Here is a 22,927-nt window from a genome sequence, read left to right as displayed (position 1 = left end):
CACTACCCTCCCATGGATCTGTCGGGATGAATCGATCGGGCTGACTGGATCACGCCCGCGCTTGCACGCCGAGTATCGCAAATTGACGGCTGCGGGCGGGTCGGACCCGGCCGATCGGCCCTGCTAGCATTCGCTCATGAATCCGTCGCACAACCTTTTCATCATCGGACCGACCGGCGCCGGCAAGACCTCGATCGGGCGACGGCTTGCCGCGCATTATGGCCTGACTTTCATCGATCTCGACCAGGAAATCGAACGGCATTGCGGCGTCGATGTGAACACGGTTTTCGAGATCGAGGGCGAGGCGGGATTCCGCCAGCGCGAAAGCACGCTGCTGGAGGAAATCAGCGGCCAGCATGACCTGTTGCTGGCCACCGGCGCCGGCGCGGTGCTGGCCGAAAGCAATCGTCGATGCCTCGGCGGGCGCGGCTACGTGGTCTGGCTGCAGACCACCATCGCGCAGCAACTCGAACGGCTCGAACGCGACCATCGCCGTCCGTTGCTGGCCGTGCCCGACCGCCACGAGCGGCTGCAGGCGATGGCCCGGGTGCGTGAACCGCTCTACCGCGAACTGGCCGACCTGGCCGTTCCCGGCGAACATGGCAGCGTCGCCAGCGCCAGCGAACGCTGCATCGCGCTGATCGACCAGCACTGGCAACGTCCTTCCGCATTCCCCAGGCAGACCGCATGAACCCGGCAATCCAGCATCTCCACGTCGCGCTGGGCCAGCGCAGCTATCCGGTGTGGATCGGCGCCGGCCTGCTCGACGACCACGCGCGCTGGCGCGCGATGCTGCGCGGCCGGCACGCGCTGGTGATCAGCAACACCACGGTGGCGCCGCTGTACCTGCCGCGGATCGAAGCGGGGCTGGACGGCCTGCACTGGTCGTCCTTCCTGCTCGACGACGGCGAGGCGCACAAGACCTTCGCCAACGTCGGCCGCGCGCTGGAAGCGCTGGGCCAGCTCGGCGCCACCCGCGATGCCTGCGTGATCGCGCTGGGCGGCGGCGTGGTCGGCGACCTGGCCGGCTTCAGCGCCGCGTGCTGGATGCGCGGCATCGACTTCATCCAGATGCCGACCACCTTGCTGGCGATGGTCGACTCCTCGGTCGGCGGCAAGACCGGCGTGAACCTGCCGGTCGGCAAGAACCTGGCTGGCGCCTTCCACCAGCCCCGCGCGGTGATCGCCGACATCGACACCCTGGCCACCCTGCCCGACCGCGAATACCGCGCCGGCCTGGCCGAGGTGATCAAGGGCGCGGCGATCGGCGACGAGCCGTTCTTCGCCTGGCTGGAACAGCACGCCGATGCGCTGGCCGCCCGCGATCCCGCCACCGTGCAGGAGGCGATCGCGCGCAAGGTCGCCTACAAGGCCGGCGTGGTCGCCCGCGACGAAACCGAACAGGGCGAACGCGCCCTGCTCAACCTCGGCCACACCTTCGGCCATGCGCTGGAAACCGCCGGCCACTACACCACCTTGCTGCATGGCGAAGGCGTGGCGGTCGGCATGCTTCTGGCCGCCCGCTTGTCCGAACGGCTGGGCATGAGCGACGCCTACGACACCCGCCGCATGCTGCGCCTGCTGGAAACCCTCGGGCTGCCGGTGACGATTCCGCCCGGCATGGACCCTCAACAGCTGCTGCCGCTGATGCGGCTGGACAAGAAGAACAGCGCCGGCAGCCTGCGCCTGATCCTGTGGCGTGGCATCGGCCGGGCCGAGATCGTCGGCGGCGTGGACGAAGCCGACGTCATGGCGATCCTGACCGAAGCCACTTAGGGCAGACGCCGTCCGCCGCCGCGTGTGACGACATGCCCCGGCCATCCGGCGGGTCCCCGGGCGCAAATCCTATAAACTGTGCCGTCCGGCTACGCGCCCGTTCGTGTTGCACCCCTGGAACCCATGCGCCTCTACCTGCAAACCGTGCCCGGCGCTGCCGAAGCACCCCGCTACGTCCAGATCACGCTGGAGCAGGACCTGCTCGGCGGCTGGACGCTGTATCGCGAGTCCGGCACCCAGGGCGGCCGCGCGACCATGAAACGCGAGCAGTTCCTGGAGCGCGACGAGGCCGTGAGCGCCTTCGAGAAAGCGCGCGATGCCCAGCTCAAGCGCGGTTTCCGCCTGATGTTTGCCCAGGGCCTCGAAGGCCCTTACGGACGTTGAAATGACCGAGTTGAAGAACGACCGCTTCCTGCGCGCACTGCGCCGGGAAGCCACCGACACCACGCCGATCTGGGTGATGCGCCAGGCCGGCCGCTACCTGCCCGAATACCGCGCCACCCGCGAACGCGCCGGCAGCTTCATGGGCCTGGCGCAGAACCCCGAATACGCCTGCGAAGTGACACTGCAGCCGCTGGAGCGTTTCGAGCTCGACGCCGCGATCCTGTTCTCCGACATCCTCACCATCCCCGATGCAATGGGTCTGGGTCTGTCGTTCGCCCAGGGCGAAGGCCCGCAGTTCGCGCGGCCGCTGCGCACGGCCGCCGACATCGCTAAGCTCGCCGTGCCCGACATGGACGGCGAACTGCGCTACGTGATGGATGCGCTGCGGCTGATCCGCCGGGAGCTGCACGGCCGCGTGCCGCTGATCGGCTTCTCCGGCAGTCCGTGGACACTGGCCTGCTACATGGTCGAAGGCCACGGCTCTCGCGATTTCGCCACGCTGAAGGCGATGTGCTGGAACGAACCACAGCTCGCGCACCAGCTGCTCGACACGCTGGCCCGCTCCGTCGCCGCCTACCTGATCGCCCAGGCCGAGGCCGGCGCCCAGGCGCTGATGATCTTCGACACCTGGGGCGGCCTGCTCGGCCCCGCGCCGTTCCGCGAATTCTCGCTGCGCTACATGACGCAGATCGTGGCCGCGCTGAAAGCCGACCCGGCCGCGCGCGAGCTCCCGGTGATCCTGTTCTCCAAGGGCGCCGGCATGCATCTGGCCGAGATGGCCGACAGCGGCTGCGCTGCGCTCGGCGTCGACTGGACGATGGATCTGGCCGACGCCCGCCGCGCCGTGGCCGGCAAGGTCGCCCTGCAGGGCAACCTCGATCCCGCGATCCTGCGCGCCAGTCCCGAGGTGATCCGCCGCGAGGCCCGCGCCGTGCTGGACAACTACGGCAACCACCCCGGCCACGTGTTCAACCTCGGCCACGGCATCACGCCGGAGGTGAATCCGGAGCACGTGAAGGTGCTGGTGGACGAAGTGCACGCGTACGGCCGCGCGCTGCGCGAAAGCTGATTCATGTTCCAGGGGGTGGACGGATGCTCTGGCTCGTCACGAAATACCTGATCACCGCAGCCGTCGTCGTGCTCGTCTCCGAAGTCGCCAAGCGCAGCGACCGCCTCGGCGGCCTGATCGCCGCGCTGCCGCTGGTCACCGTGCTGGCGCTGATCTGGCTGCAGGTGGAGCGCCAGCCGCAGGTGAAGATCGCCAACCATGCCTGGTACACGTTCTGGTACGTGGTGCCGACCCTGCCGATGTTCCTGGCCTTCCCCGTCCTGCTGCCGCGGATCGGCTTCTGGCCGACGCTGCTGGCCTGCGTGGTGATCACGCTGGTGTGCTTCTGGCTGTTCGCGCTGCTGGTACGGCGGTTCGGGATCGAACTGCTGTAACGGGGCGCCCGAACGCGCTTGGGCCATCCGGCTCGCGCCCGTACAATGGCCCGTCCGTAGTCCATTCACACTGCGCGCGCCCGTGGCGCGCCATCGCGAGCCCCCATGGAAAAGAGCTTCGAACCCGCCCAGATCGAGTCCACCTGGTATGCCCGCTGGGAAGCCAGCGGCGCGTTCAAGCCGTCGGGCCATGACGATCAAAATCGGGGCGAGCCGTACTGCATCCTGCTGCCGCCGCCGAACGTCACCGGCACGCTGCACATGGGCCATGCGTTCCAGCAGACGGTGATGGACATGCTGGTGCGCTACCAGCGCATGCGCGGGATGAACACGCTGTGGCAGGTCGGCACCGACCACGCCGGCATCGCCACCCAGAAGATCGTGGAGAACCAGCTCGCCGTCGAGGAAAAGACGCGGCACGACCTGGGCCGCGATGCGTTCGTCGAGCGGGTATGGAAGTGGAAGGAGGAATCCGGTTCCACCATCACCAACCAGATGCGCCGCATCGGCGCCGCCGCCGACTGGTCGCGCGAACGCTTCACCATGGACGAAGGCCTTTCTGCCGCCGTGCGCAAGGTGTTCATCGACTGGTATCGCGCGGGACTGATCTACCGCGGCAACCGGCTGGTGAACTGGGACCCGGTGCTGGGCACGGCGGTGTCGGACCTCGAAGTGAACAACGTCGAGCGCGACGGCCACATGTGGTCGATCCGCTACATGACCGCCGACGGCGCAGCCTCCCTCGTGGTCGCCACCACGCGTCCGGAAACCATGCTGGGCGACGTGGCCGTGGCGGTGCATCCGGAGGACGAACGCTACGCGCACCTGATCGGCCAGCTGCTGCACCTGCCGTTGACCGGCCGGCAGATCCCGGTGATCGCCGACGATTACGTCGACCGCGACTTCGGCACCGGCTGCGTGAAGATCACCCCGGCGCACGACTTCAACGACTACGCGATCGGCCAGCGCCACAAGCTGGCGCCGATCACCATCTTCACGCTGGATGCCAAGGTCAACGACAACGCCCCGGAGAAGTATCGGGGCATGGATCGCTACGACGCGCGCAAGGCCGTGCTGGCCGACCTCGAAGCGTCCGGTCTGCTGGTCGAAACCAAACCGCACAAGCTGCAGGTGCCGGTGAGCCAGCGTTCGGATGCGGTGATCGAGCCGATGCTGACCGACCAGTGGTTCGTCGATCTCACGTCGGATGTCCAGACGGATGGACGTCCCGGCGGCCGCAAGGCGATCACCGAGCCGGCGCTGGATGCCGTGCGCTCGGGCGAGATCCGGTTCGTGCCGGAGAATTGGGCGACTACCTACACGCAGTGGCTGGACAACATCCAGGACTGGTGCATCAGCCGCCAGCTGTGGTGGGGCCATCGCATTCCGGCGTGGTACGACGAGGCCGGCAACATCTTCGTGGGCGAGGACGAGGCCGACGCGCGCGCCAGCGCCACCACCGCGCCGGTCGGTGCGCTGCGCCAGGACGACGACGTGCTGGACACCTGGTTCTCCTCCGCGCTGTGGCCGTTCTCCACCCTGGGCTGGCCGGCCAACGGTCCGGTGAAGAATGAGCGCGGCGAAGTCGTCGCCAACTGGGAGCAGGACAAGATCTTCCTGCCCAGCGCGGTGCTGGTCACCGGCTTCGACATCATCTTCTTCTGGGTCGCCCGCATGGTGATGGCGACCAAGTATTTCACCGGGCAGATTCCGTTCCGCGAGGTCTACATCAATGCGATCGTGCGTGATGCGGAAGGCCAGAAGATGTCCAAGTCCAAGGGCAACACGCTGGACCCGCTGGACCTGATCGACGGCATCGCGCTGGAACCGCTGGTGGAGAAGTCCACCAGGTCCCTGCTGATTCCGCAGGTGCGCGCCAAGGTCGAGAAGCGCATCCGCAAGGACTACCCCGACGGCATTCCCGCGATCGGCACCGACGCACTACGCTTCACCTTCGCCGCGCTGGCCAGCTACAGCCGCACGATCAACTTCGACCTCAAGCGCGCCGAAGGCTACAAGGCGTTCTGCAACAAGTTGTGGAATGCGGCGCGGTTCGTGCTCTTGAATACGGGGAATGGGGAATCGGGAATCGGGAATCGGGAAGATCAAAAGCCGGTGACCGAGGCGGAGCGGTGGATCCTGACGCGCCTGAAGCAGACGCTGGCCGAGGTCGAGCAGCACTTCGTCAGCTACCGTTTCGACCACCTGGCGCAGGCCTTGTACGAGTTCGTGTGGAACGAGTATTGCGACTGGTTCCTGGAGTTGTCGAAGCCGGCGCTCAATGGCGACGATGCGGTCGCGGCGGCGTCGACCCGCCGCACGCTGCTGGTGGTGCTCGAAAGCGTGCTGCGCGCACTGCATCCGGTGATCCCCTTCATCACCGAGGAGATCTGGGCATCGGTGGGGCCGAAACTTGGCCTGACCGAAGAAGGCCTGATGCATCGGCCGTGGCCGAATGCATCCGACATCGTCGCCGACGAGGCAGCCACCGCCGAGATCGAGTGGTTCAAGAACGTGCTGTCCGGCATCCGCCGGATCCGCTCGGAAATGAACATCTCGCCGGCCAAGGTCATCCCGCTGCTGTTCGCCGATGGCGATGCGGGCGATCGCGCGCGGGTGGCCAAGTTCGCTGCGCAGATCAGCTTCCTGGCCCGCACCGAAACGCCGCAGTGGATCGAAGCCGGCGCCGACGAACCGGCGGCGGCCGCGGCCGTGGTCGGCACGCTGCGGGTGATGATCCCGCTGGCCGGGCTGATCGACGTGGCCGCGGAAAAGGCCCGCCTGACCAAGGAGATCGCCCGCATCGAGGTCGAGATCAAAAAGTGCGAAGGCAAGCTCGGCAACGCCAGCTTCGTCGCCAACGCGCCGGCCGAGGTGGTGGCGCAGGAGCGCCAGCGCATCGCCGACTGGAACACCACGCTGGGGGCGTTGCGCGAGCAGGCGGGGAAGCTGCAGAAATGAGTCGCCAGGGAGAGCGGCGTCTGCGCTGACGGATCGGAGAAGCGGCGGGCGCTGCCAGCCCAACGCGGCTTCGTGCGTCCTGGCGATCGGGTTCTTGCCTTATTTCTCGAGATTGCCTGCGGCAATCTCGAGTGCCATCACGATCGCATCCTCGCGCCCGTCGCGGGCCGGGTAATAGCGCGGGCGCCGGCCGATCTCGCTGAAGCCCACCGATTCGTACAGCGTCTTGGCCAGCGGATTGGACGGCCGCACTTCCAGGAAGACCCGCTCGGCACCGTTCCAGCGGGCGATGTCCAGCAGCCGACCCAGCAGATGCCGACCCAGTCCGCGGCCGCGCCAGTCCGGGCCGATGCAGAGGTTCAGCACGTGCGCCTCGCCGGCGCCCATCGACAGGATGCCGTAGCCGGCAATCACCCCGTCCACACACAACACCCAGCACGGGTGGCCGGCCTTGACGCAGTCGCCGAAGATGCCCGGCGACCAGGGGAATTCGTAGGAGGCCTGTTCCAGCGCGCTGACCGTGTCCAGGTCGTCCAGGCGCATGCCGCGCACCTGGATCGCCGGCTTGATCACCGCCACCACGATCAGTGCTCCGCCATGGCCAGCGCGCGGCGCACGCTGCGCAGCGCATTCCACAGCCGGCGTTTCGCGTCGGCACGGCCCAGCACCAGGGCCGGTTCGTCCGCCAGCACGATCTGCGCGCGATTCATCACCGCGGCGGGCAACGCCCGTCCCAGCGCATGCGCCTGCGCCTCGCCGAATACCAGATAGGCCTGCGCCTCGGGTACGTCCGCGGCGAGTTGCCCGTCGCTGACGACCAGGCGCGCGGCCCGCCCCAGTACGGCGCCGCAGGTATTCAGCGCGCGCCCGATCAGGTCCAGCTCGCGCGTGTCGCAGCCCTGGGGCAGGATCACCACGCACGCCACCGGACCGGCCGTGGAAAGCGCCTGCGCCGCTTCGGGCATCGACACGGCTGCCGCAGGCATCGCCTTGCGCACCCAATGTGTCACGCCCAGCGCCCGCAGCACGCGGTCGCGGTGACCGGCGTCGACCGGCATCTGCGCCGCGGTATTCATGCCGCGTTGCGCCTTGCGCGTCGGCGATGCGTGGCCAGTCCCCAGATCGTCCACACCGGGCCCGACAACAAGTAGATCGTGAAGCCGGCAAACAGCACGCGCGCCGTGTCCAGGATCAGCAGGGCAATCAGCAGCACGGCAGCCACCATCCAGGCGAACGGCACCAGCTGGTGCTTGCCCATCGGCAGCGACTTGAAGCTGAAATAGCGGAACCGGCTGACCATCAGCAGGCCGACCACGATCGCGATCACCGGCGTGACAAAACAGAAATCGCTGCCAGCCAGGCCGAACTTGTCCACGCTCCACACGAAGGACATGCACACCGCTGCCGCAGCCGGACTGGCCAGCCCCTGGAAATAGCGCTTGTCGGCCACGCCAACCTGGGTATTGAAACGGGCCAGCCGCAGCGCAGCGCAGGCGGCGTACACGAACGCCGCGGCCCAGCCCAGCTTGCCCCACAGCGGGCCAAACTCGCGCAGCGCCGACAGCGACCACGTATACATCACCAGCGAAGGCGCCAGTCCGAAGCTGACCAGGTCGGACAGCGAGTCGTACTGCACGCCAAACTCGGTCTGGGTGCCGGTCATCCGCGCCACGCGGCCGTCCAGGCCATCCAGCAGCGCGGCGACGAACACGGCGACGGCAGCCTCGGTGTAACGACCGCCGATGCTGGCGATGATCGCGTAGAAACCCGCGAACATCGCCCCGGTGGTGAACAGGTTCGGCAGCAGGTAAATACCCCGGTGGCGGGGTGGCCGGACGGGCGAAAGCTCGCTCATGAATCAGGACCGTGACAGGATGCGCGCAGTGTAAACCATCGGGTGCTTGAGTCCGGACCGGTGGAGTGTTAACAAGGTAAACCTGATTATTCCCTGGAAATGGAGAACACCATGCGTCGTTCGCTGATTGCCGTGGCGCTGTTGCTGCTGGCACCACTGGCCACCGCTCAGGTCTACAAATGGACCGATGCCAGCGGCACCGTGCATTACTCCGAAGCGCCACCGGCGCAGGGCACCAAGTTCGAAAAGGTGACCACCACCGGCACCGCGCAGCCGCTGGCTCCGCCACCGACCAGCGAAACGCCCGGTACGCGCGAAGCCCCAGCGCAGCCCGCCCAGCCGGTGGCCGATACCCCGGAAAACCGGGCCAACCTGTGCGCCACGCTGAAATCCAACATCGGCGCACTGCAGGGCGGCGGCCCGGTGGTGATGCAGCAGAACGGCAAGTCGGTGGCGCTGGACGATGCCCAGCGCAAGCAGCAGGTCGCCTCGGCCCAGGCGCAGTACGACCAGTTCTGCCAGCAGGCCCGCTAAGCCGCGGTCGGCCCGGCGCCGCGAATCGGCGGCCGGGCCGGCATGACGCCTCGGGCGTGACTGGCGGCCGGCCGCTACACTAGGCGTTTCCACCACGCCGGAACCACCCGTCATGCGCCTCAGCCAATTCCATCTGGCCACCGTCAAGGAAGTCCCTGCCGACGCCGAAATCGCCAGCCACCAGCTGATGCTGCGCGCCGGCATGATCCGCAAGCTCGCCTCCGGCCTGTACACCTGGAGCCCGCTGGGTCTGCGCGTGCTGCGCAAGGTCGAGCGCATCGTGCGCGAGGAAATGGATCGCGCCGGGGCGCTCGAATTGCTGATGCCGACCATCCAGCCCCGCGAGCTGTGGGAAGAAACCGGCCGCTGGGCGAAGTTCGGTCCGCAGTTGCTGAAGATCAGGGATCGCAAGGAACAGGAATTCTGCTACGCGCCCACCGCCGAGGAAGTGATCACCGATTACGCCCGCAACGAGCTGAAAAGCTACAAGCAGCTGCCGGTGAACTTCTACCAGATCCAGACCAAGTTCCGCGACGAGATCCGCCCCCGTTTCGGCGTGATGCGCGCCCGCGAATTCCTGATGAAGGACGCCTACTCCTTCCACCTCACCCAGGAGTCGCTGGCCGAAACCTACGCGGCGATGTACCAGGCGTATTCGCGCGTGTTCACCCGCCTCGGCCTGACCTTCCGCGCGGTGCAGGCCGATACCGGTGCGATCGGCGGCAACGCCAGCCATGAATTCCAGGTGCTGGCCGATTCGGGCGAGGATGCCATCGCGTTTTCCGACGGCTCCGATTACGCGGCCAACCTGGAGAAGGCCGAGGCGCTGGCGCCCGCCGCCGCGCGCCCTGCTGCCGCGGCCACGCTGCAGCGCGTGGACACGCCCACCCAGAAGACCATCGACGACGTCTCCGCCTTCCTCAAGGTCAGCCCGCAGCAATGCGTGAAGACCTTGCTGGTGCGCGGTCGCGACGGGCTGGTCGCGCTGTGCCTGCGCGGCGATCACGAGATCAACGAGGTCAAGGCCGGCAAGCTGGCCGAGCTGCCCGATGAGTCCGTGCTGGCCAGCGAGGAGGAAATCCTCGCCGCCACCGGTACGCGCCCCGGCTTCATCGGCCCGGTCGGCCTGCCCGAATCCATCCCCGTCATCGTCGATCGCGACGCCGCCGTGCTCGCCGACTTCGTTTGCGGCGGCAATGCCGATCGCACGCATTACAGCGGCGCCAACTGGGAACGCGATGCCCGCATCACCCGCATCGCCGACCTGCGCAACGTGGTCGAAGGCGACCTGTCGCCCGACGGTCATGGCGTGCTGCACATCGCCCGCGGCATCGAGGTCGGCCACGTGTTCCAGCTGGGCACGAAGTACGCCGAGGCGCTGGATGCCAGCGTGGTCGATGAAACCGGCAAGCTGCAGGTGATGACCATGGGCTGCTACGGCATCGGCGTCAGCCGCATCGTCGCCGCGGCGATCGAGCAGCGCCACGACGACGCCGGCATCGTCTGGCCCGAGGCGATGGCGCCGTGGCGCGTCGCCGTCTGCGTGATCAACCCGAAGCATTCGCCCGCCGTCAGCGCGGCCGCCGAAGCGCTGTACCAGGCGCTGGGCGAACGCGGCATCGAGGCCGTGCTCGACGATCGCGGCGTGCGCGCCGGCAGCATGTTTGCCGACATGGAGCTGATCGGCATTCCGCATCGGGTGGTCGTCAGCGAACGTGGACTGGCGGCCGGCACGCTGGAATATCGCGGCCGCGAGGACAGCGAAAGCCGTTCGCTGGGCGAAGACGAACTGTTTGCCCTGCTCGCCTGACCACGGCACTGGTATACCGACCGGAACGGCCGCCTTGTGCGGCCGTTTCCTTGTGCGCAACGGCGAAGCGGGTCGCAAATCGCTTATTGGAATGCGGCGCGATTAACCGGTTAATGTGAAGAACGTTTCACAAACCCGCGCGCTTTACAAGGATTCGGCGAATAAGCGAGAATAAGAATTGCAACAATTTCAAGTCACGCCGATGCATTCCCCATAATGTCTTCGGCACATAACCAGATCATTATTCACAAGCTCAACCGGGAGTCACTCATGGCCGTCGATATCAAGAACCTCAATCACAACCAGCTGAATGACCTCATCTCCAAGGCGCAGGTCCGCCAGAACGAGCTGCGCAAGGAAAAGGTGGTCAAGCTGCGCGAGAAAGTGCACGCGCTGATCAAGGCCGAGGGTTATGCCTTCGAGGACATTTTCGGCAGCACCCGCGGCAAGGCCAAGCGCAGCACCGGCACGGTGGCTCCGAAGTATCGCAACCCGGCCAATCCGGCGCAGACTTGGTCCGGTCGTGGCAAGCGTCCGCACTGGTTCAACGACGCGCTGAAGGCCGGCAAGAAGGAAAAGGATCTGGCGATCTGATCGCCGGTTTCATCGGGTAATCAAAAACGCCGGCCTTGGGTCGGCGTTTTTTTGTGCTGAACAATGCGGTGTCGATTCATCACGCGAGGCATATCCGCGGTTCCTCCCCCTGCAACGCAGGGGGAGGTCAGGAGGGGGTGCTCTTGATCTTGCTTGAACCAGCAAGAGCAACCCCACCTCAATCCTCCCCTGCCTTGCAGGGGAGGAGGCGATCGTGCCGTGTGGGTTTGTCTTCGGGGTCGGTCGCAGGAATTTCGATGTTTGCGACTTCGGCGACTTTTTATTTATAGGGAGCGTCTTGGCGAGATCAGCAGGTCGCCGAACATCAGTCCCGCCACCAGCGATACCAGCAGGGTGATCAGCAACAGGCCGGTGTCGAGGCTCAGCGTGGTATCGCGTTCCATCAGGAACGACACGCTGCGGAAGCCCACGCTGCCGGGTACCAGCAACAGGATGCCGGGCTCGCGGATGACCGCGCCCGGCCGCTGCGCGTAACGGGCGTAGACGTTCGCCATCGCGCCCAGCAGCAGGCCACCCAGGAATACGCCCACCGGCGCGCCGGACAGCGAGCTGGAGATCTGGCCGCCCCAGCGCGTGGCCAGATAGCCGACCACCACCGCCACGATCACCACCGGCCAGTCGCGTTTGGCCGCCCGGAACAGGATCGCGAAGGCGATCGCCGCCACCAGCAGGGCCGGGTAATCGGTCCACGTCGGCAGCGCCGGCAAGGCGAAGTCGCGTGCCTTGATGCCGAACGCGGCGCACAACTGGGTCGCCGCGATGGTGCCGAAGGTCAGCTTGAGCAGGGTCGACATCGCGCCGCCCATGCGCGCCATGCCGGAGACCAGGTGCTGGCTGGAGATCTCGCGCACCGCGGTGGTCAGCGACATGCCCGGCACCAGAATGATCAGGCTGGCCAGCACCACCGACTTGATCGCCAGCGGCACCACGAAGGCGCTCACCACGATCGCCACCGTGGTCGCCACCAGGGCGCAGATGGCGTCGCTGGCCACCGCCAGTTGCGGCCGGCTGCCGGCCAGCAGGGTGATGCAGCCGATGATCACGCCGATCACCGCCGCCACCACCAGGTCGACCCAGGAACTGTGCAGGAACAGCGCCGCGATGCTGGCCGCCGACAGGCCGTAACTGACGATCGAGCCGATCTTCTCGCGCCGTGTGTCCGGCCGCCCCAGCTCGCGCATCAGGCGAAAGCCCTCGCGCAGGTCCAGCTCGCCGGCGATCGCCCGATCGGCGATGTCGTCGGCCCGGCACAGCCGCTCCAGGTTCACCTCGCCCGGCGCCAGCCGCATCACCTGGGTGGTCTGCGCCACGCCTTCCTCGCCGCCCTGGGCCAGGTCGGAGAAGGAAATGATGATGGCGGTGGGACTGGACCACACATCGACGGATAGCCCCAGGCGCTGCGCCACCCCGGCCACGGCCATCTCCAGCCGCGGCGCGGTGGTGCCGTACTGGTGCAGCCGCCGCGCCAGTTCCAGCGCGAACGCGATGCGCGTGGTGATGGCCGTGGTGGCGAACTGCTGCTGGCTGATGACGTCGCCCGCGCTCATGCCGTCGCGCGTACCTGCAAGGTGGTGCCATCGACCGCCACCACTTCCACCACCGCGCCTGCCGGCAGGTCAGGGCCGCTGACCAGCCACTGGCCGTCGCCGACGCGGGCCTTGCCGCGACCGTTGACGATCGGCTCGATCAACGGATAACGCTGGCCGATCAACTGCTCCGCGCGCCGGTTGAGCCGCTCGCCACCGGACACGCGACGCTCCAGCCGCGGTCGCAGCCAGCGCGCGTAGCTGACGCAGAAGGCGAACGCCAGCAGCCCGAACAGGATCGCCTGGGCCAGCAGGCCCAGCGTCGGATCCGCCCACAGCACCACACCCATCGCGGCGGCGGCCAGGCCGATCCACAGCAGGAAATAGCCCGGCAACAGCAGCTCGCCCGCGATCAGCAGCAGCGCGAGGATCCACCACAGGTAATGCGTCGACAGTTCCCACATGGTCGTGCCCTCAGCGCAGCGGCGGCTGGATGACGCCGGGCTTCTGTTGCTGGCCCAGCGATTCCTTCGCCAGCTCGGCAATGCCGGCCAGCGAGCCCAGGATGCCGGTGGCCTCGATCGGCAACAGCAGCATCTTCTGGTTCGGCGACTTGGCCATTTCCTTCAGCGCGTCGACGTAGTTGTTGGCGACGAAATAATTCAGCGCATTGACGTTGCCGTTGGCGATCGACTCGGACACCATCGAGGTGGCCTTCGCCTCGGCCTCGGCCGAACGCTCGCGCGCCTCGGCGGCACGGAAGGCAGCCTCCTTCTCGCCTTCGGCGGCCAGGATCACCGACTGCTTCTCGCCCTCGGCCTTGAGGATCGCGGCCTGGCGGAAACCCTCGGCGTCGAGGATGTTGGCGCGCTTCTCGCGCTCGGCCTTCATCTGCCGCGCCATCGCGTCGACCAGGTCGCGCGGCGGCGCAATGTCCTTGATCTCGATGCGGTTGACCTTGACGCCCCACGGATGAGTCGCCTCGTCGACGACCTTGAGCAACTTGGCGTTGATCGCGTCGCGCTGGCTCAGGCTTTCATCCAGGTCCATCGAGCCCAGCACGGTGCGGATGTTGGTCATGATCAGCGCCAGCGAGGCCTGCTCCAGATTGGAGACCTCATACGCGGCCTTGGACGCGTCCAGCACCTGGTAGAACACCACGCCGTCGACGCGCACCACCGCGTTGTCCTTGGTGATGACGTCCTGCGACGGCACGTCCAGCACCTGCTCCATCATGTTGATCTTGCGCCCGACCGCCTGATAGATCGGGATCAGGAAATGCAGCCCGGGACTCAGCGTGCGGGTGTACTTGCCGAACGTTTCCACCGTCCACTCGAAGCCCTGCGGCACGATGCGCACCAGCTTGGCCACGCCGATGATGACGACGACCACGATGACCAGCGCAAGCAGCTGTCCGATTCCCATTGCCCACCCCTTGTCCCTGAAGAAGGCTTGAGTATAGGCGAGCGGATGCTTATCGGGACTGCGGCAGGCGCAGGCTCACCCGCAGGCCACCGCCCTCGCGGTTGGCCAGCAGCACGCGGCCGCCGTGCGCTTCGGCGATCTCGCGGGCCAGCGCCAGGCCCAGGCCGGTGCCGGAACGCTTGGTCGAGTAGAACGGCAGCAGTGCCTGGGCCAGCACCGTCTCGCTCATGCCGGGGCCGCGATCGGCCACCTCGATGCGCAGCTCGTTGCCGACTTCCAGCAGCGACAGCGTGACTTCGTCTTCCGGGCCGCCGGACTCGTGCGCGTTCTTGATCAGGTTGATCAGCACCTGTTCGATCTGCACCGCGTCGAAATGCCCGGGTTGCTCGGGCACGGCGGTGGCCAGGCGGTACTGGCAATGCAGCGCCAGGCCATCCAGGAACGGCTGCCACACCACGCTCACCGGTTGCGGCGTGGGCAGCTTGGCGAAGCTGGCGTAGCCGGCGATGAAACGATGCAGGTGCAGCGCGCGTTCGCCGATGGTGGCGAATACGCCGGGCAGCCGGTCGAGCTGGCCGCGCCGGGCCAGTTCCGCTCCGGAGTGCGACAGCGAGGTGATCGGCGCCAGCGAATTGTTGAGCTCGTGGCTGATCACCCGGATCACCCGTTTCCACGTCGCCACTTCCTGCCGCGACAATTCGCGCGTCATTCGCCGGAACAGGTGCAGCCGATGCGGGCGCCCCTGCAGACGAAACGCACGCTGCGACAGGTGGAAGATTTCCTCGCTGCCTTCCATCTCCACGCTGAGCAGGGCGTCCTCGCCGGTCTCCACGGCCTTGCGCAGGGCCTCCGGGGCGTCCACCAGCAACGCGGCGAAATCCAGTCCGTGCAGGCTGCGGCCTTCGTTGAACAGATGCCGCGAGGCGATGTTGGCGTAGGCGACGCGACCGGACGAATCGGTCAGCACCAGGGCCACCGGGGTGTTCTGCACCACCGTGTCCAGCAGCAACTCGCGCTGCACCAGATGCTGGCGCTGTTCGCGCAGGGTCTGTCCCAGCGCGTTGTGCATGCGGATCAGCTCACCCAGCTCGTCGCGCCGATTGATCGCGATGGAGAAGCTGAAATCCCCGTCGCGATAGCTGGCCACCGCGCCTTCCAGCGCACGCAACAGGCGGCTGACCGGCGCCATCACCCGACCGGCCAGCCAGAACGCCAGTGGCAACAGCACCAGCGCGCTGGCCAGCAGGCCGCCATAGATGCCCAGTTGCATCGGCGCACGGATGGACAGGGCCAGGTCCTTGCGCATCCACACCAGCAGTTGTGGCAGCGGCCACTGGGTCACGCCCGCGTAGATCGCCGCGCCGGCGAAGGCGGCCACCGCCAGCAGCAGGGTCAGCCGACCGCGCAGCGAGTTCAGGCGACGCCACATCGGCCGTTCTCCTCGCGGGAAAAGCGCCCGATCAATGACACCTGGCGTCGTGGGGAGTCATCGCGCAGTCCAGCGGCGGGCGTCCGCCCAGCCAGGCGCGCTCGGTGCCGAGCACCGCGTCGCGATCCATCGGCCGCGGCGGCGCCTTGTTCCACGCCTCGCCCTCGCGACCGTCGCTGAAGCGGAACGGGCTGCTGTTGCCGTCGCCCGGCACCGCCAGCGAGCCGGCTCGATAGTCCGACGAACTGCTGCTGGACGCAGGCAGCAGGCTGAGGTCGCTGCGCAGCGCGGGTGGCGTCTGCGCCATCGCCGTCCCGCCGATCAGCGCGGCCGACAAGAAAATGATCAGGCGATATCGCATGACGTTCCCCCCACTGGATACCGATCGCCATCTTTCTACGCCTCATGGTCAAGAGCAAGCATGCCGATCACAGAACAGCGCTCGGAGTCGGTGAAGAAAACCACTTCCCGTGGTTTTCTTCCATCGCGAGTCCGCTCAGGCCGTGGTCGCCAGACCGTAGCGCTCCATGCGCCGGTACAGCGCCTGGCGCGACAGGCCCAGGTTCTGCGCGGCGCGACTGACCACGCCGCCGGCCTTGTGCAGGGCCGCCTCCACCGTCTCGCGGCTGGGCTCGTCGAGATTGCGTGCCGCGGCGGCGGTCACGTGCTGCGGCAGGTTGAGCAGCTCCGGCGTGATCACGTTGCCACCGGCCAGCAGGGCGGCGCGCTCGATCGCGTTCTTCAGTTCGCGCACGTTGCCCGGCCACGGATAGCCCAGCAAGGCATCACGCGCCGCCTCGCCCAGTTCGGCGCGGCCGTCCAGGAAGAATTCGGCCAGCGGCAGGATGTCGTCGTTGCGCTCGGAGAGCGGCGGCAGGTTTACCTCGATCACGTTGAGCCGGTAGTACAGATCCTCGCGGAACGTGCCGGCCTGGATCATCGCCTTGAGATCGGCGTTGGTCGCCGACAGCACGCGCACCTTCGCCTGCCGCGTCTTGCCCGAACCGAGCCGCTCGAACTGGCCGGTCTCCAGCACGCGCAGCAGTTTCATCTGGCCCGGCAGCGGCAGGTTGCCGATCTCGTCGAGGAACAGGGTGCCGCCATCGGCCAGTTCGAAACGCCCTTCGCGCGCCTTGTTGGCGCCGGTGTACGCACCGGCCTCGGCGCCGAACAGCTCGGCCTCGATCAGCTCGCCCGGCAACGCACCGCAATTCACCGCCACGAACGGGCCGCGCTTCACCGCCGAGTTCGCATGCATGATCGCCGCGATGCGCTCCTTGCCGGTGCCGTTCGGACCGGTGATCAGCACCGACACATCCGAACGCGCCACCTGGCAGGCCAGATCCAGCGTGCGGGCCATCGCCTCGGAGGCGAACACCAGGCTGTCCAGGTCGTATTTCTTCTGCAGCATCTCGCGTCGCTGGCGCCGCTCGCGGCGGCCCCGGTTCACCTCGCGGGTGGACTCGGACAGTTCCAGCAGGTTTTCCACTGTGGCCAGCAGCTTGTTGTCATCCCACGGCTTGGCCAGGTAATCGGCGGCGCCGGCCTTGACCAGTTCCACCGCGGTTTCCAGGTGCGTCCACGCGGTCAGCAGGATCACCGGCAAGTCGGAATGCTGCTCGCGAATCGCACGGAACAGCTCCACGCCCTCTTCGCCCGAGGTGGTGTCGGCGGTGAAGTTCATGTCCTGGATCACCACGTCGACCGCTTCGCGCTGCAGCAGCGCCAGCCCCTCGTCCGGGGTCAGCGCCACCAGCGCGCGGATCTCGTGCAACGACAACGCCAGCGACAGCGCCTCGCCCACGGCCGGGTTGTCGTCGATGATCAGTACGGTACGGGTCATCTTTTTTCTGCACATGCGGACATGGATGCCGCTCCAGCGATAAAGGTTGCCATGACCATGGTCATGCGTACACCCGGGACCGGTTATTCATGCCGAGCGCGTCGCCACCACCGGCGGCACCGCGGCGGCGCGACGCGCGGGCGCCAGCACCGCCAGCTGGCCCAGCACCAGCATCAGCGCGGCGCCGAACGGCAGGTAGATCCACGGCAGGCGCGACAACTCGTAGTGGCGCATCAGCCACAGGTTCACCGCATAGGCCAGCAGCATGCCGAGCACGATGCCGGCACCCACCACCAGCAGGTTCTCGATCTGCACGTGGCGCAGGATGTCGACGCGGCGCGCGCCCAGTGCGCGCCGGATGCCGATCTGCCGCGTGCGCTGCTGCACCCAGTAGCCGGTCAGCCCCATGATGCCCACCAGGGCCACGATCAGCACCACCAGGCTGACCCCGGACAGCAGCCACACCGCCGCCTTCGACTTGGCCAGCATGTTCGCGCGCATGTCGGCGTACATCTGGTAGGTGGGCTCGAAGCCCTGGATCATCTCCACGCCCAGCTCGCGCGTGATGGTGGCCTTGACGGCCTGGCGCACGCGCTCGGCATCGCCTTCCGCCCCCGCCCGCACGGCGAACACCGGCATCGGCCACTGCCCGGGTACGCCGGGGAAAAGCATGCTGTAGTCGATGTTGCTGCGGTTGTCCTGCTCCAGCTTGTTGCGCATCAGGTGCTCGACCACGCCGACCACGGTGCGCCGCGCCGCATCCGCGTCCCGGCCAATCCGCACCACCTTTCCGAGTGCATGGCCATCGGGGAACAGGCGATCGGCCAACGCTCGCGTGATGATCGCCGGGCCGCTCTGGTTGATGCCCACGTCCTGGTAGTCGATGCCCTGCTCGGTCGCGCTGAAATCGCGGCCGGCAACCAGTTGCAGATCCAGCGCCTCGCGCAGGTGATCGCCGATGTAGACCGCCGCATCGGCCTGGATGCCGGTCCCCTCGCCGATCACGTCACCGTTCATCTGGGCACTGGTCTCCATCGGCAGCGAACCGGCCAGACCCACCGCGGCGACTCCGGCTATGGCACGCAGCGACGCCTGCACCTCGCGCAGCCGGCTCGGCGGCCACGGCTTGCCGCGCGAGGCGATGTTCCACGCCACGACCAGCTTCTCCGGCTGGCCGATGCCGTCCGGCGCCAGGATCGGCACCAGTCGCTGCTGCAGCAGGAACAGCGCGTTGCAGGCGATCGCACAGGCCAGCGCCACCTGCAGCAGCACCAGCAGCGGCATCAGGCGATGACGAAAGAGCGGTTGGATGATGTGTCGCATGATGATCGCGCCCCCTAGCCCAGCTTGATCTGCATGGCCGGCGGCTGGCGGCACACGCGCCAGGCCGGCAGGATGCCCACCACCAGGCCGACGACCAGCGACAACAGCAGCAGCGCGGCGAATGCCGAAACACTGAAGTGCGCCGCGTCGGCATAGGCCACCGGTTGCATGCGCACGATCCACAACCCCAGCCAGGTCAGCGGCAGCGCCAGCGCGCCGCCGATCAGGCCGAGCACGCCGGTCTCGACCAGGTGTTGCGCGAACACGTTGCGCCGCGACGCGCCCAGCGCACGGCGAATCGTCACGTCCGCCTGCCGGCGCAGGAAGCGCGCCGCCAGCAGGCCGGCCACGTTGACCAGGCACAGCAGCAGGAAGGCGCCGGCCAGCGCCAGGTTGAGGCCGACGTCGTCGGGCACCACGTGGTTCATGCTCATCCACGATGGCACGCCGTACAGCGCGGCCTGCGGCGGATACACGAAACGCCCGGCCGCATGCTGCGCATCCGCGTAGCCCGCGACGAACCGGGCATACGCAGCCACCGTCGCCGGCGTATCCAGCGCCACCCACACCTCCAGCCAGCGGCACTTGTCCACCTCGGCCGACTGGAAGCTGACGACCGCCGCGCCCTTGCCGCATTCCCCTGCGGTCAGCGGGCCCACGCCCGCGGCCAGCGCCGCCTGCGCCGGCACGAAGAACTGTTCCGGCTGGCCCAGCACGTTGCCCTGGTTGCGCGGTACGTCGAGGAACTGCGTGCGCGGCTTCCACGGCGCGCTGACCCCGACCACGCGGAAACTGCCGCTGCCCAGCGACACGCTGCGGCCCACCGCGTCCTCCGTGCCGAACAGCTTTTGCGCCAGCGCGCTGTCGATCACCACCACCGGTGCCTGGGCCGCCTGCTCCTCGGCGGTCCATGACCGGCCATGGCGCAGCGGCACGCCAAACATGGCCAGCACCGGGCCATGGGCCATCAGCCCCTGCACCTGGTCGGACTGCTTGCCGTCGGGGCGACCGACCAGCGTATAGCTCTGCGCCAGCGCCACCTGCTGGCGCGCCCGCTGTGCATCGACCAGCGCCTTCGCATCCGTCAGTTTGAGATAGCCGTCCGGCTTGTCGTAATCGTTGTTGTTGGCGTCGACCGCCTCGCGGGCATCCATCGTCACCACGTGCAGGTACGGACTGATGCCCGGCAACGGCTCGCCGGACAGCGCGCCGAAGATGGTCAGCGCCGTCATGCACGAGGCGATCCCGATCGCCATGGTCAGGACCAGCAGCAGGACCATCGCCGGCCCCTGCCAGCAACGCCGCCAGGCCAGGTCAAGGTAGTAACGGAACATCAGCCGATCCCCCGCATGCAAGGCGCTTTTCGTGGCATCGCCATCGTTAATCCATCCATGCTCATGTCGATCGTGTCGCCACGACGGGCGGCACCGCCGCGGCGCGCAACGCCGGCCCCAGCACCGCCAGCTGGCCCAGGCCCCACAGCACCAGCGCCCCCATCGGCAGATAGAACAGCGGCAGGCGCGCCAGCTCGTAGTGCTGCATCAGCTCCGCGTTCAACAGGAAGGCCAGCAGCATGCCCAGCACGATGCCGGCGCCGACGATCAGGAAATTCTCGGTCTGGAAGTAGCGCAGGATGTCGCCGCGCGTGGCGCCGATGGCGCGGCGGATGCCGATGCTGCGCGTGCGCTGCTGCACCCAGAAATTGGCCAGTCCGGTGATGCCCAGCGCGGTGACGAACAGCAGGCCCAGGGCCGAAGCCAGCAGCAGGCCGATCATGGTGGTGTCACGCTGGAAATACTTCTGGCGCAGCTGGGCGAACGTGCGCGTACTCGACGGCGGGATCAGCCGGCTCGGTTCGAGCCGGCCCAGGATATCCACCGCAGCGTCGAGCACCGGTTGGCGGTCGCGCGGCGCGCTGCGCAGCACGTAGGTCACCTCGCTGTCGCCTGGCACCGAGGGCAGCAGCACGCTGTACTGGTTCACCGAGGGCGCGCGCAGGCGCGGACGCAACAGGTTGTCCACCACGCCCACGACACGCATGGGTGGCCGGCCGCCCATGTACAGGTCGCGACCGAGCGCATCTCCGTGGTAAAGCCGTTCGGCCAGTGCGCGGGTGATGATGGCGCTGGGCACGTTCGCCGCCACCCAGCCCGGCGCCGCTGGTACGTACTCGTCGGGGAGGAAATCGCGCCCGGCCACCAGCTTCAGTCCCAGCGCCGCCAGTTCGCCCTCGGAACCGCTGTAGACGCTGGGCTGCACGCAGCCACTGCTGCCCTGCATCGAGCGTGCCGCCATGGCCTGGTCGAGCGATTCGCGGCTGCCGCAGGTGCCGTAGCTGGAATCGCTGCGGCTCAGCGGCAGCGAATCGACCGCCACCGCGGCATGCACCCCCTGTATCGCGCGCAGGGCGGCCAGGTCTGTCGCATGCCGGACCTGCGGGTTGTCGTCCTTGTCGATGCCCACGACGTGCACCATCGACAGCTCGTCCTCGGCCAGGCCGCTGGGCAGCGTCAGCTGGCCCACGCGGTTGGCGATCATGAATGCCACGTTGCAGACGATGGCGCAGGTAAGGGCCACCTGCAGCACCAGAAGGAAGGCGGTGAGCTTGTGGTGGCGCAGGCTGGAAAGTATCGGTCGCAAGTTCATCACGGCATCCTTTCCCTCACAGGGTTTTCAGTTGCAACACCGGCGCCACGCGGCATGCACGCCACGCCGGCAACAACCCGGCCAGAATGCTGGCGGCGATGGCCAGCACCAACGTACCCAGCAGCATGGACACGTCCATCTGCGCCAGTTGTGCATAGTCGTCCGGGCGATGCCGCACGCTCCACAGGCCGAGCTGGGCGATCAGCAGGCCCAGCACGCCGCCGCCCACACCGATCACCGCCGATTCGATGCCGAGCTGCAGGAAAATGTCGCGCCGCCGCGCGCCCAACGCGCGGCGCACGCTGATCTCGCCGCTGCGGCGCAGGAACTTGGCCAACAACAAGGCCACGATGTTGGTCATGCATACCAGCAGGAAACCCAGCGCCAGCCACAGTTGCAGGCGCACGTCGCTCGGCACCAGGTTCTGATGCTGCAGCCACGCCATCAGGCCGTACAGCTGCGCGTTTTCCGGTGGACGCTGGAACCTGCCCAGTACCTTTTGCTGCGCCGAGTAGTCATGCAGGAACTGTCGGTAGCCGGCGACCTGCGCCGGGTTGTCCAACTGCACCCAGAACTGCAGCCAGCTGGTGGTGGCGCTGACCATCCGCGTCGCGGCGTGATCCTCGCCCCACCCGGTGAAATTGCCATTCACGTCCAGTCCCAGATCCATCGCTACCGACAACGGCAGGAAAAACTGGTCGGCATCGCCGAAGCGCGTGGCCGAAGCATCCGCATAGAACATGGGTTGTGGCCGCCAGTCCGCCGCCACGCCCACCACGCGGAAATCCGTCTCGCCCAGCCGCACCGTGCGCCCGAGGCTGTCGCCGTGGCCGAACAGTTTGCGGTTGAGCGTGTCGCCCAGCACCACCACGTGAGCCCGCGCCGCATCGTCCGCTGCCGACCAGCCCTGTCCTTGTTCGAACGGCACGCCGAACATCGCGAAGAAATCCGCCGTGGCATACCGGCCATCGACGGTGAACGGCCGCAGATCCGTCCGTTTCGGTCGCACCAGCAATTGCCCGCCCGCCATCACCGCCTGCCGCGTGCCGCGACGTGCGTCGAGCAATGCCATTGCGTCGGGCCAGGTCAGGTTGTCGGCCGCGTCGGGCCCGTCGCTGTTCTGCCGATAGTCCAGCGGCAACGGATCGAGGTGCGGATAGAACAGCTGCCCGCTGCGCCCCGGCATCGGGTCATCGGTCATCACGTGCAGCACCGTGATCATGGTCATGCTGGCGCCGATACCCAGTCCGATCGCCAGCACCATCAGCGCGGTGAGCACAGGGTTGCGCTTCAAGCTGCGCAGCGCCAGATCAAGGTAATAACCAATCATTCCATTCCCCGAATTTCCCCCGACTCA

The 22,927-nt window shown here is 67.4% G+C and carries 22 protein-coding genes; 9 read left to right on the top strand and 13 right to left on the bottom strand.

The window, feature by feature from the left end:
• The first annotated feature begins 136 nt into the window (after positions 1–136).
• The 6 genes from ASD55_RS04675 to ASD55_RS04650 all read left to right on the top strand — a co-directional run bounded on the left by ASD55_RS04675 (position 137) and on the right by ASD55_RS04650 (position 6,564).
• Entirely contained in the window at positions 137–691 is a 555-nt protein-coding gene (locus ASD55_RS04675; protein WP_056717528.1) for a shikimate kinase, read from the top strand.
• Complete coding sequence (gene aroB, locus ASD55_RS04670; RefSeq protein WP_056764042.1) at positions 688–1,776, top strand: 3-dehydroquinate synthase; 1,089 nt, start codon at positions 688–690, stop codon at positions 1,774–1,776. Before ASD55_RS04675 ends, aroB begins: the two co-directional genes overlap by 4 nt.
• A gap of 123 nt (positions 1,777–1,899) precedes the next feature.
• The gene (locus ASD55_RS04665) at positions 1,900–2,160 is read left to right on the top strand and encodes a WGR domain-containing protein (protein WP_007810035.1); all 261 of its coding nucleotides are present in this window, start codon (positions 1,900–1,902) and stop codon (positions 2,158–2,160) included.
• 1 nt (position 2,161) lies between these two features.
• The gene (gene hemE, locus ASD55_RS04660) at positions 2,162–3,229 is read left to right on the top strand and encodes a uroporphyrinogen decarboxylase (protein WP_056764040.1); all 1,068 of its coding nucleotides are present in this window, start codon (positions 2,162–2,164) and stop codon (positions 3,227–3,229) included.
• Positions 3,230–3,252: 23 nt separating this feature from the next.
• Entirely contained in the window at positions 3,253–3,603 is a 351-nt protein-coding gene (locus tag ASD55_RS04655) for a DUF3147 family protein (protein WP_056717525.1), read from the top strand.
• A gap of 105 nt (positions 3,604–3,708) precedes the next feature.
• The gene (locus tag ASD55_RS04650) at positions 3,709–6,564 is read left to right on the top strand and encodes a valine--tRNA ligase (protein ID WP_056764038.1); all 2,856 of its coding nucleotides are present in this window, start codon (positions 3,709–3,711) and stop codon (positions 6,562–6,564) included.
• A gap of 99 nt (positions 6,565–6,663) precedes the next feature.
• Here the strand turns inward: ASD55_RS04650 and rimI are convergent, their stop codons facing one another.
• The 3 genes from rimI to ASD55_RS04635 are packed head-to-tail and all read right to left on the bottom strand — an operon-like array spanning position 6,664 to position 8,419.
• On the bottom strand, positions 6,664–7,146 hold the full coding sequence (rimI, locus tag ASD55_RS04645) for a ribosomal protein S18-alanine N-acetyltransferase (protein WP_056764036.1): 483 nt from the start codon (positions 7,144–7,146) through the stop codon (positions 6,664–6,666).
• Between the two features lie 2 nt (positions 7,147–7,148).
• The gene (locus ASD55_RS04640) at positions 7,149–7,640 is read right to left on the bottom strand and encodes a hypothetical protein (RefSeq protein WP_056764034.1); all 492 of its coding nucleotides are present in this window, start codon (positions 7,638–7,640) and stop codon (positions 7,149–7,151) included.
• Positions 7,637–8,419 (bottom strand): phosphatidylcholine/phosphatidylserine synthase, encoded by a 783-nt coding sequence (locus ASD55_RS04635; protein WP_056764032.1) that lies wholly within the window; start codon positions 8,417–8,419, stop codon positions 7,637–7,639. Before ASD55_RS04635 ends, ASD55_RS04640 begins: the two co-directional genes overlap by 4 nt.
• A 111-nt stretch (positions 8,420–8,530) precedes the next feature.
• Here ASD55_RS04635 and ASD55_RS04630 point away from each other — a divergent pair, with 111 nt between their 5' ends.
• The 3 genes from ASD55_RS04630 to ASD55_RS04620 all read left to right on the top strand — a co-directional run bounded on the left by ASD55_RS04630 (position 8,531) and on the right by ASD55_RS04620 (position 11,357).
• Positions 8,531–8,953 carry a DUF4124 domain-containing protein gene (locus ASD55_RS04630; RefSeq protein WP_235577718.1) on the top strand — a complete coding sequence of 141 codons (423 nt, stop codon included), beginning with the start codon at positions 8,531–8,533 and terminating at the stop codon, positions 8,951–8,953.
• 112 nt (positions 8,954–9,065) lie between these two features.
• Positions 9,066–10,763 (top strand): proline--tRNA ligase, encoded by a 1,698-nt coding sequence (locus tag ASD55_RS04625; RefSeq protein WP_056764028.1) that lies wholly within the window; start codon positions 9,066–9,068, stop codon positions 10,761–10,763.
• 270 nt (positions 10,764–11,033) lie between these two features.
• Entirely contained in the window at positions 11,034–11,357 is a 324-nt protein-coding gene (locus ASD55_RS04620; protein WP_056717518.1) for an H-NS histone family protein, read from the top strand.
• Positions 11,358–11,641: 284 nt separating this feature from the next.
• Here the strand turns inward: ASD55_RS04620 and ASD55_RS04615 are convergent, their stop codons facing one another.
• The 10 genes from ASD55_RS04615 to ASD55_RS04570 form a co-directional block, all read right to left on the bottom strand.
• The gene (locus tag ASD55_RS04615) at positions 11,642–12,925 is read right to left on the bottom strand and encodes a threonine/serine exporter family protein (RefSeq protein WP_056764027.1); all 1,284 of its coding nucleotides are present in this window, start codon (positions 12,923–12,925) and stop codon (positions 11,642–11,644) included.
• On the bottom strand, positions 12,922–13,368 hold the full coding sequence (locus tag ASD55_RS04610) for an NfeD family protein (protein WP_056764025.1): 447 nt from the start codon (positions 13,366–13,368) through the stop codon (positions 12,922–12,924). The genes ASD55_RS04615 and ASD55_RS04610 overlap by 4 nt, the downstream gene beginning before the upstream one ends.
• Positions 13,369–13,378: 10 nt before the next feature.
• Positions 13,379–14,329 (bottom strand): SPFH domain-containing protein, encoded by a 951-nt coding sequence (locus ASD55_RS04605; RefSeq protein ID WP_056717515.1) that lies wholly within the window; start codon positions 14,327–14,329, stop codon positions 13,379–13,381.
• A 49-nt stretch (positions 14,330–14,378) separates the two neighbouring features.
• Positions 14,379–15,758 carry an ATP-binding protein gene (locus tag ASD55_RS04600; protein WP_056717514.1) on the bottom strand — a complete coding sequence of 460 codons (1,380 nt, stop codon included), beginning with the start codon at positions 15,756–15,758 and terminating at the stop codon, positions 14,379–14,381.
• Between the two features lie 31 nt (positions 15,759–15,789).
• Positions 15,790–16,119 (bottom strand): hypothetical protein, encoded by a 330-nt coding sequence (locus ASD55_RS04595; protein WP_056717513.1) that lies wholly within the window; start codon positions 16,117–16,119, stop codon positions 15,790–15,792.
• A gap of 135 nt (positions 16,120–16,254) precedes the next feature.
• Positions 16,255–17,601 (bottom strand): sigma-54 dependent transcriptional regulator, encoded by a 1,347-nt coding sequence (locus ASD55_RS04590; RefSeq protein WP_056717512.1) that lies wholly within the window; start codon positions 17,599–17,601, stop codon positions 16,255–16,257.
• 87 nt (positions 17,602–17,688) lie between these two features.
• Positions 17,689–18,924 carry an FtsX-like permease family protein gene (locus tag ASD55_RS04585; protein WP_056764024.1) on the bottom strand — a complete coding sequence of 412 codons (1,236 nt, stop codon included), beginning with the start codon at positions 18,922–18,924 and terminating at the stop codon, positions 17,689–17,691.
• A gap of 14 nt (positions 18,925–18,938) precedes the next feature.
• Positions 18,939–20,258 (bottom strand): ABC transporter permease, encoded by a 1,320-nt coding sequence (locus ASD55_RS04580; protein ID WP_056764022.1) that lies wholly within the window; start codon positions 20,256–20,258, stop codon positions 18,939–18,941.
• Between the two features lie 61 nt (positions 20,259–20,319).
• Entirely contained in the window at positions 20,320–21,570 is a 1,251-nt protein-coding gene (locus ASD55_RS04575; RefSeq protein ID WP_056764020.1) for an FtsX-like permease family protein, read from the bottom strand.
• Positions 21,571–21,586: 16 nt separating this feature from the next.
• Positions 21,587–22,900 (bottom strand): ABC transporter permease, encoded by a 1,314-nt coding sequence (locus ASD55_RS04570; RefSeq protein WP_056764018.1) that lies wholly within the window; start codon positions 22,898–22,900, stop codon positions 21,587–21,589.
• Positions 22,901–22,927: the final 27 nt, after the last annotated feature.

It is taken from the genome of Rhodanobacter sp. Root561 (assembly GCF_001427365.1).
Lineage (GTDB): Bacteria > Pseudomonadota > Gammaproteobacteria > Xanthomonadales > Rhodanobacteraceae > Rhodanobacter.
The sequence above is the reverse complement of the archived record's forward strand: the minus strand, read 5'-3'. Positions and strand labels throughout refer to the sequence as shown.

Bases quoted from the DNA above. Each gene is read 5' to 3' on its own strand.
- ASD55_RS04615 (WP_056764027.1), bottom strand. From the start codon at position 12,925: ATGAGCGCGGGCGACGTCATCAGCCAGCAGCAGTTCGCCACCACGGCC.
- ASD55_RS04595 (WP_056717513.1), bottom strand. From the start codon at position 16,119: ATGCGATATCGCCTGATCATTTTCTTGTCGGCCGCGCTGATCGGCGGG.
- ASD55_RS04650 (WP_056764038.1), top strand. From the start codon at position 3,709: ATGGAAAAGAGCTTCGAACCCGCCCAGATCGAGTCCACCTGGTATGCC.
- ASD55_RS04575 (WP_056764020.1), bottom strand. From the start codon at position 21,570: ATGAACTTGCGACCGATACTTTCCAGCCTGCGCCACCACAAGCTCACC.
- ASD55_RS04635 (WP_056764032.1), bottom strand. From the start codon at position 8,419: ATGAGCGAGCTTTCGCCCGTCCGGCCACCCCGCCACCGGGGTATTTAC.
- ASD55_RS04640 (WP_056764034.1), bottom strand. From the start codon at position 7,640: ATGAATACCGCGGCGCAGATGCCGGTCGACGCCGGTCACCGCGACCGC.
- ASD55_RS04590 (WP_056717512.1), bottom strand. From the start codon at position 17,601: ATGACCCGTACCGTACTGATCATCGACGACAACCCGGCCGTGGGCGAG.
- ASD55_RS04665 (WP_007810035.1), top strand. From the start codon at position 1,900: ATGCGCCTCTACCTGCAAACCGTGCCCGGCGCTGCCGAAGCACCCCGC.
- ASD55_RS04605 (WP_056717515.1), bottom strand. From the start codon at position 14,329: ATGGGAATCGGACAGCTGCTTGCGCTGGTCATCGTGGTCGTCGTCATC.
- ASD55_RS04625 (WP_056764028.1), top strand. From the start codon at position 9,066: ATGCGCCTCAGCCAATTCCATCTGGCCACCGTCAAGGAAGTCCCTGCC.
- hemE (WP_056764040.1), top strand. From the start codon at position 2,162: ATGACCGAGTTGAAGAACGACCGCTTCCTGCGCGCACTGCGCCGGGAA.
- ASD55_RS04630 (WP_235577718.1), top strand. From the start codon at position 8,531: ATGCGTCGTTCGCTGATTGCCGTGGCGCTGTTGCTGCTGGCACCACTG.
- ASD55_RS04585 (WP_056764024.1), bottom strand. From the start codon at position 18,924: ATGCGACACATCATCCAACCGCTCTTTCGTCATCGCCTGATGCCGCTG.
- ASD55_RS04570 (WP_056764018.1), bottom strand. From the start codon at position 22,900: ATGATTGGTTATTACCTTGATCTGGCGCTGCGCAGCTTGAAGCGCAAC.
- ASD55_RS04675 (WP_056717528.1), top strand. From the start codon at position 137: ATGAATCCGTCGCACAACCTTTTCATCATCGGACCGACCGGCGCCGGC.
- ASD55_RS04580 (WP_056764022.1), bottom strand. From the start codon at position 20,258: ATGTTCCGTTACTACCTTGACCTGGCCTGGCGGCGTTGCTGGCAGGGG.
- ASD55_RS04600 (WP_056717514.1), bottom strand. From the start codon at position 15,758: ATGTGGCGTCGCCTGAACTCGCTGCGCGGTCGGCTGACCCTGCTGCTG.
- ASD55_RS04610 (WP_056764025.1), bottom strand. From the start codon at position 13,368: ATGTGGGAACTGTCGACGCATTACCTGTGGTGGATCCTCGCGCTGCTG.
- ASD55_RS04655 (WP_056717525.1), top strand. From the start codon at position 3,253: ATGCTCTGGCTCGTCACGAAATACCTGATCACCGCAGCCGTCGTCGTG.
- ASD55_RS04620 (WP_056717518.1), top strand. From the start codon at position 11,034: ATGGCCGTCGATATCAAGAACCTCAATCACAACCAGCTGAATGACCTC.
- aroB (WP_056764042.1), top strand. From the start codon at position 688: ATGAACCCGGCAATCCAGCATCTCCACGTCGCGCTGGGCCAGCGCAGC.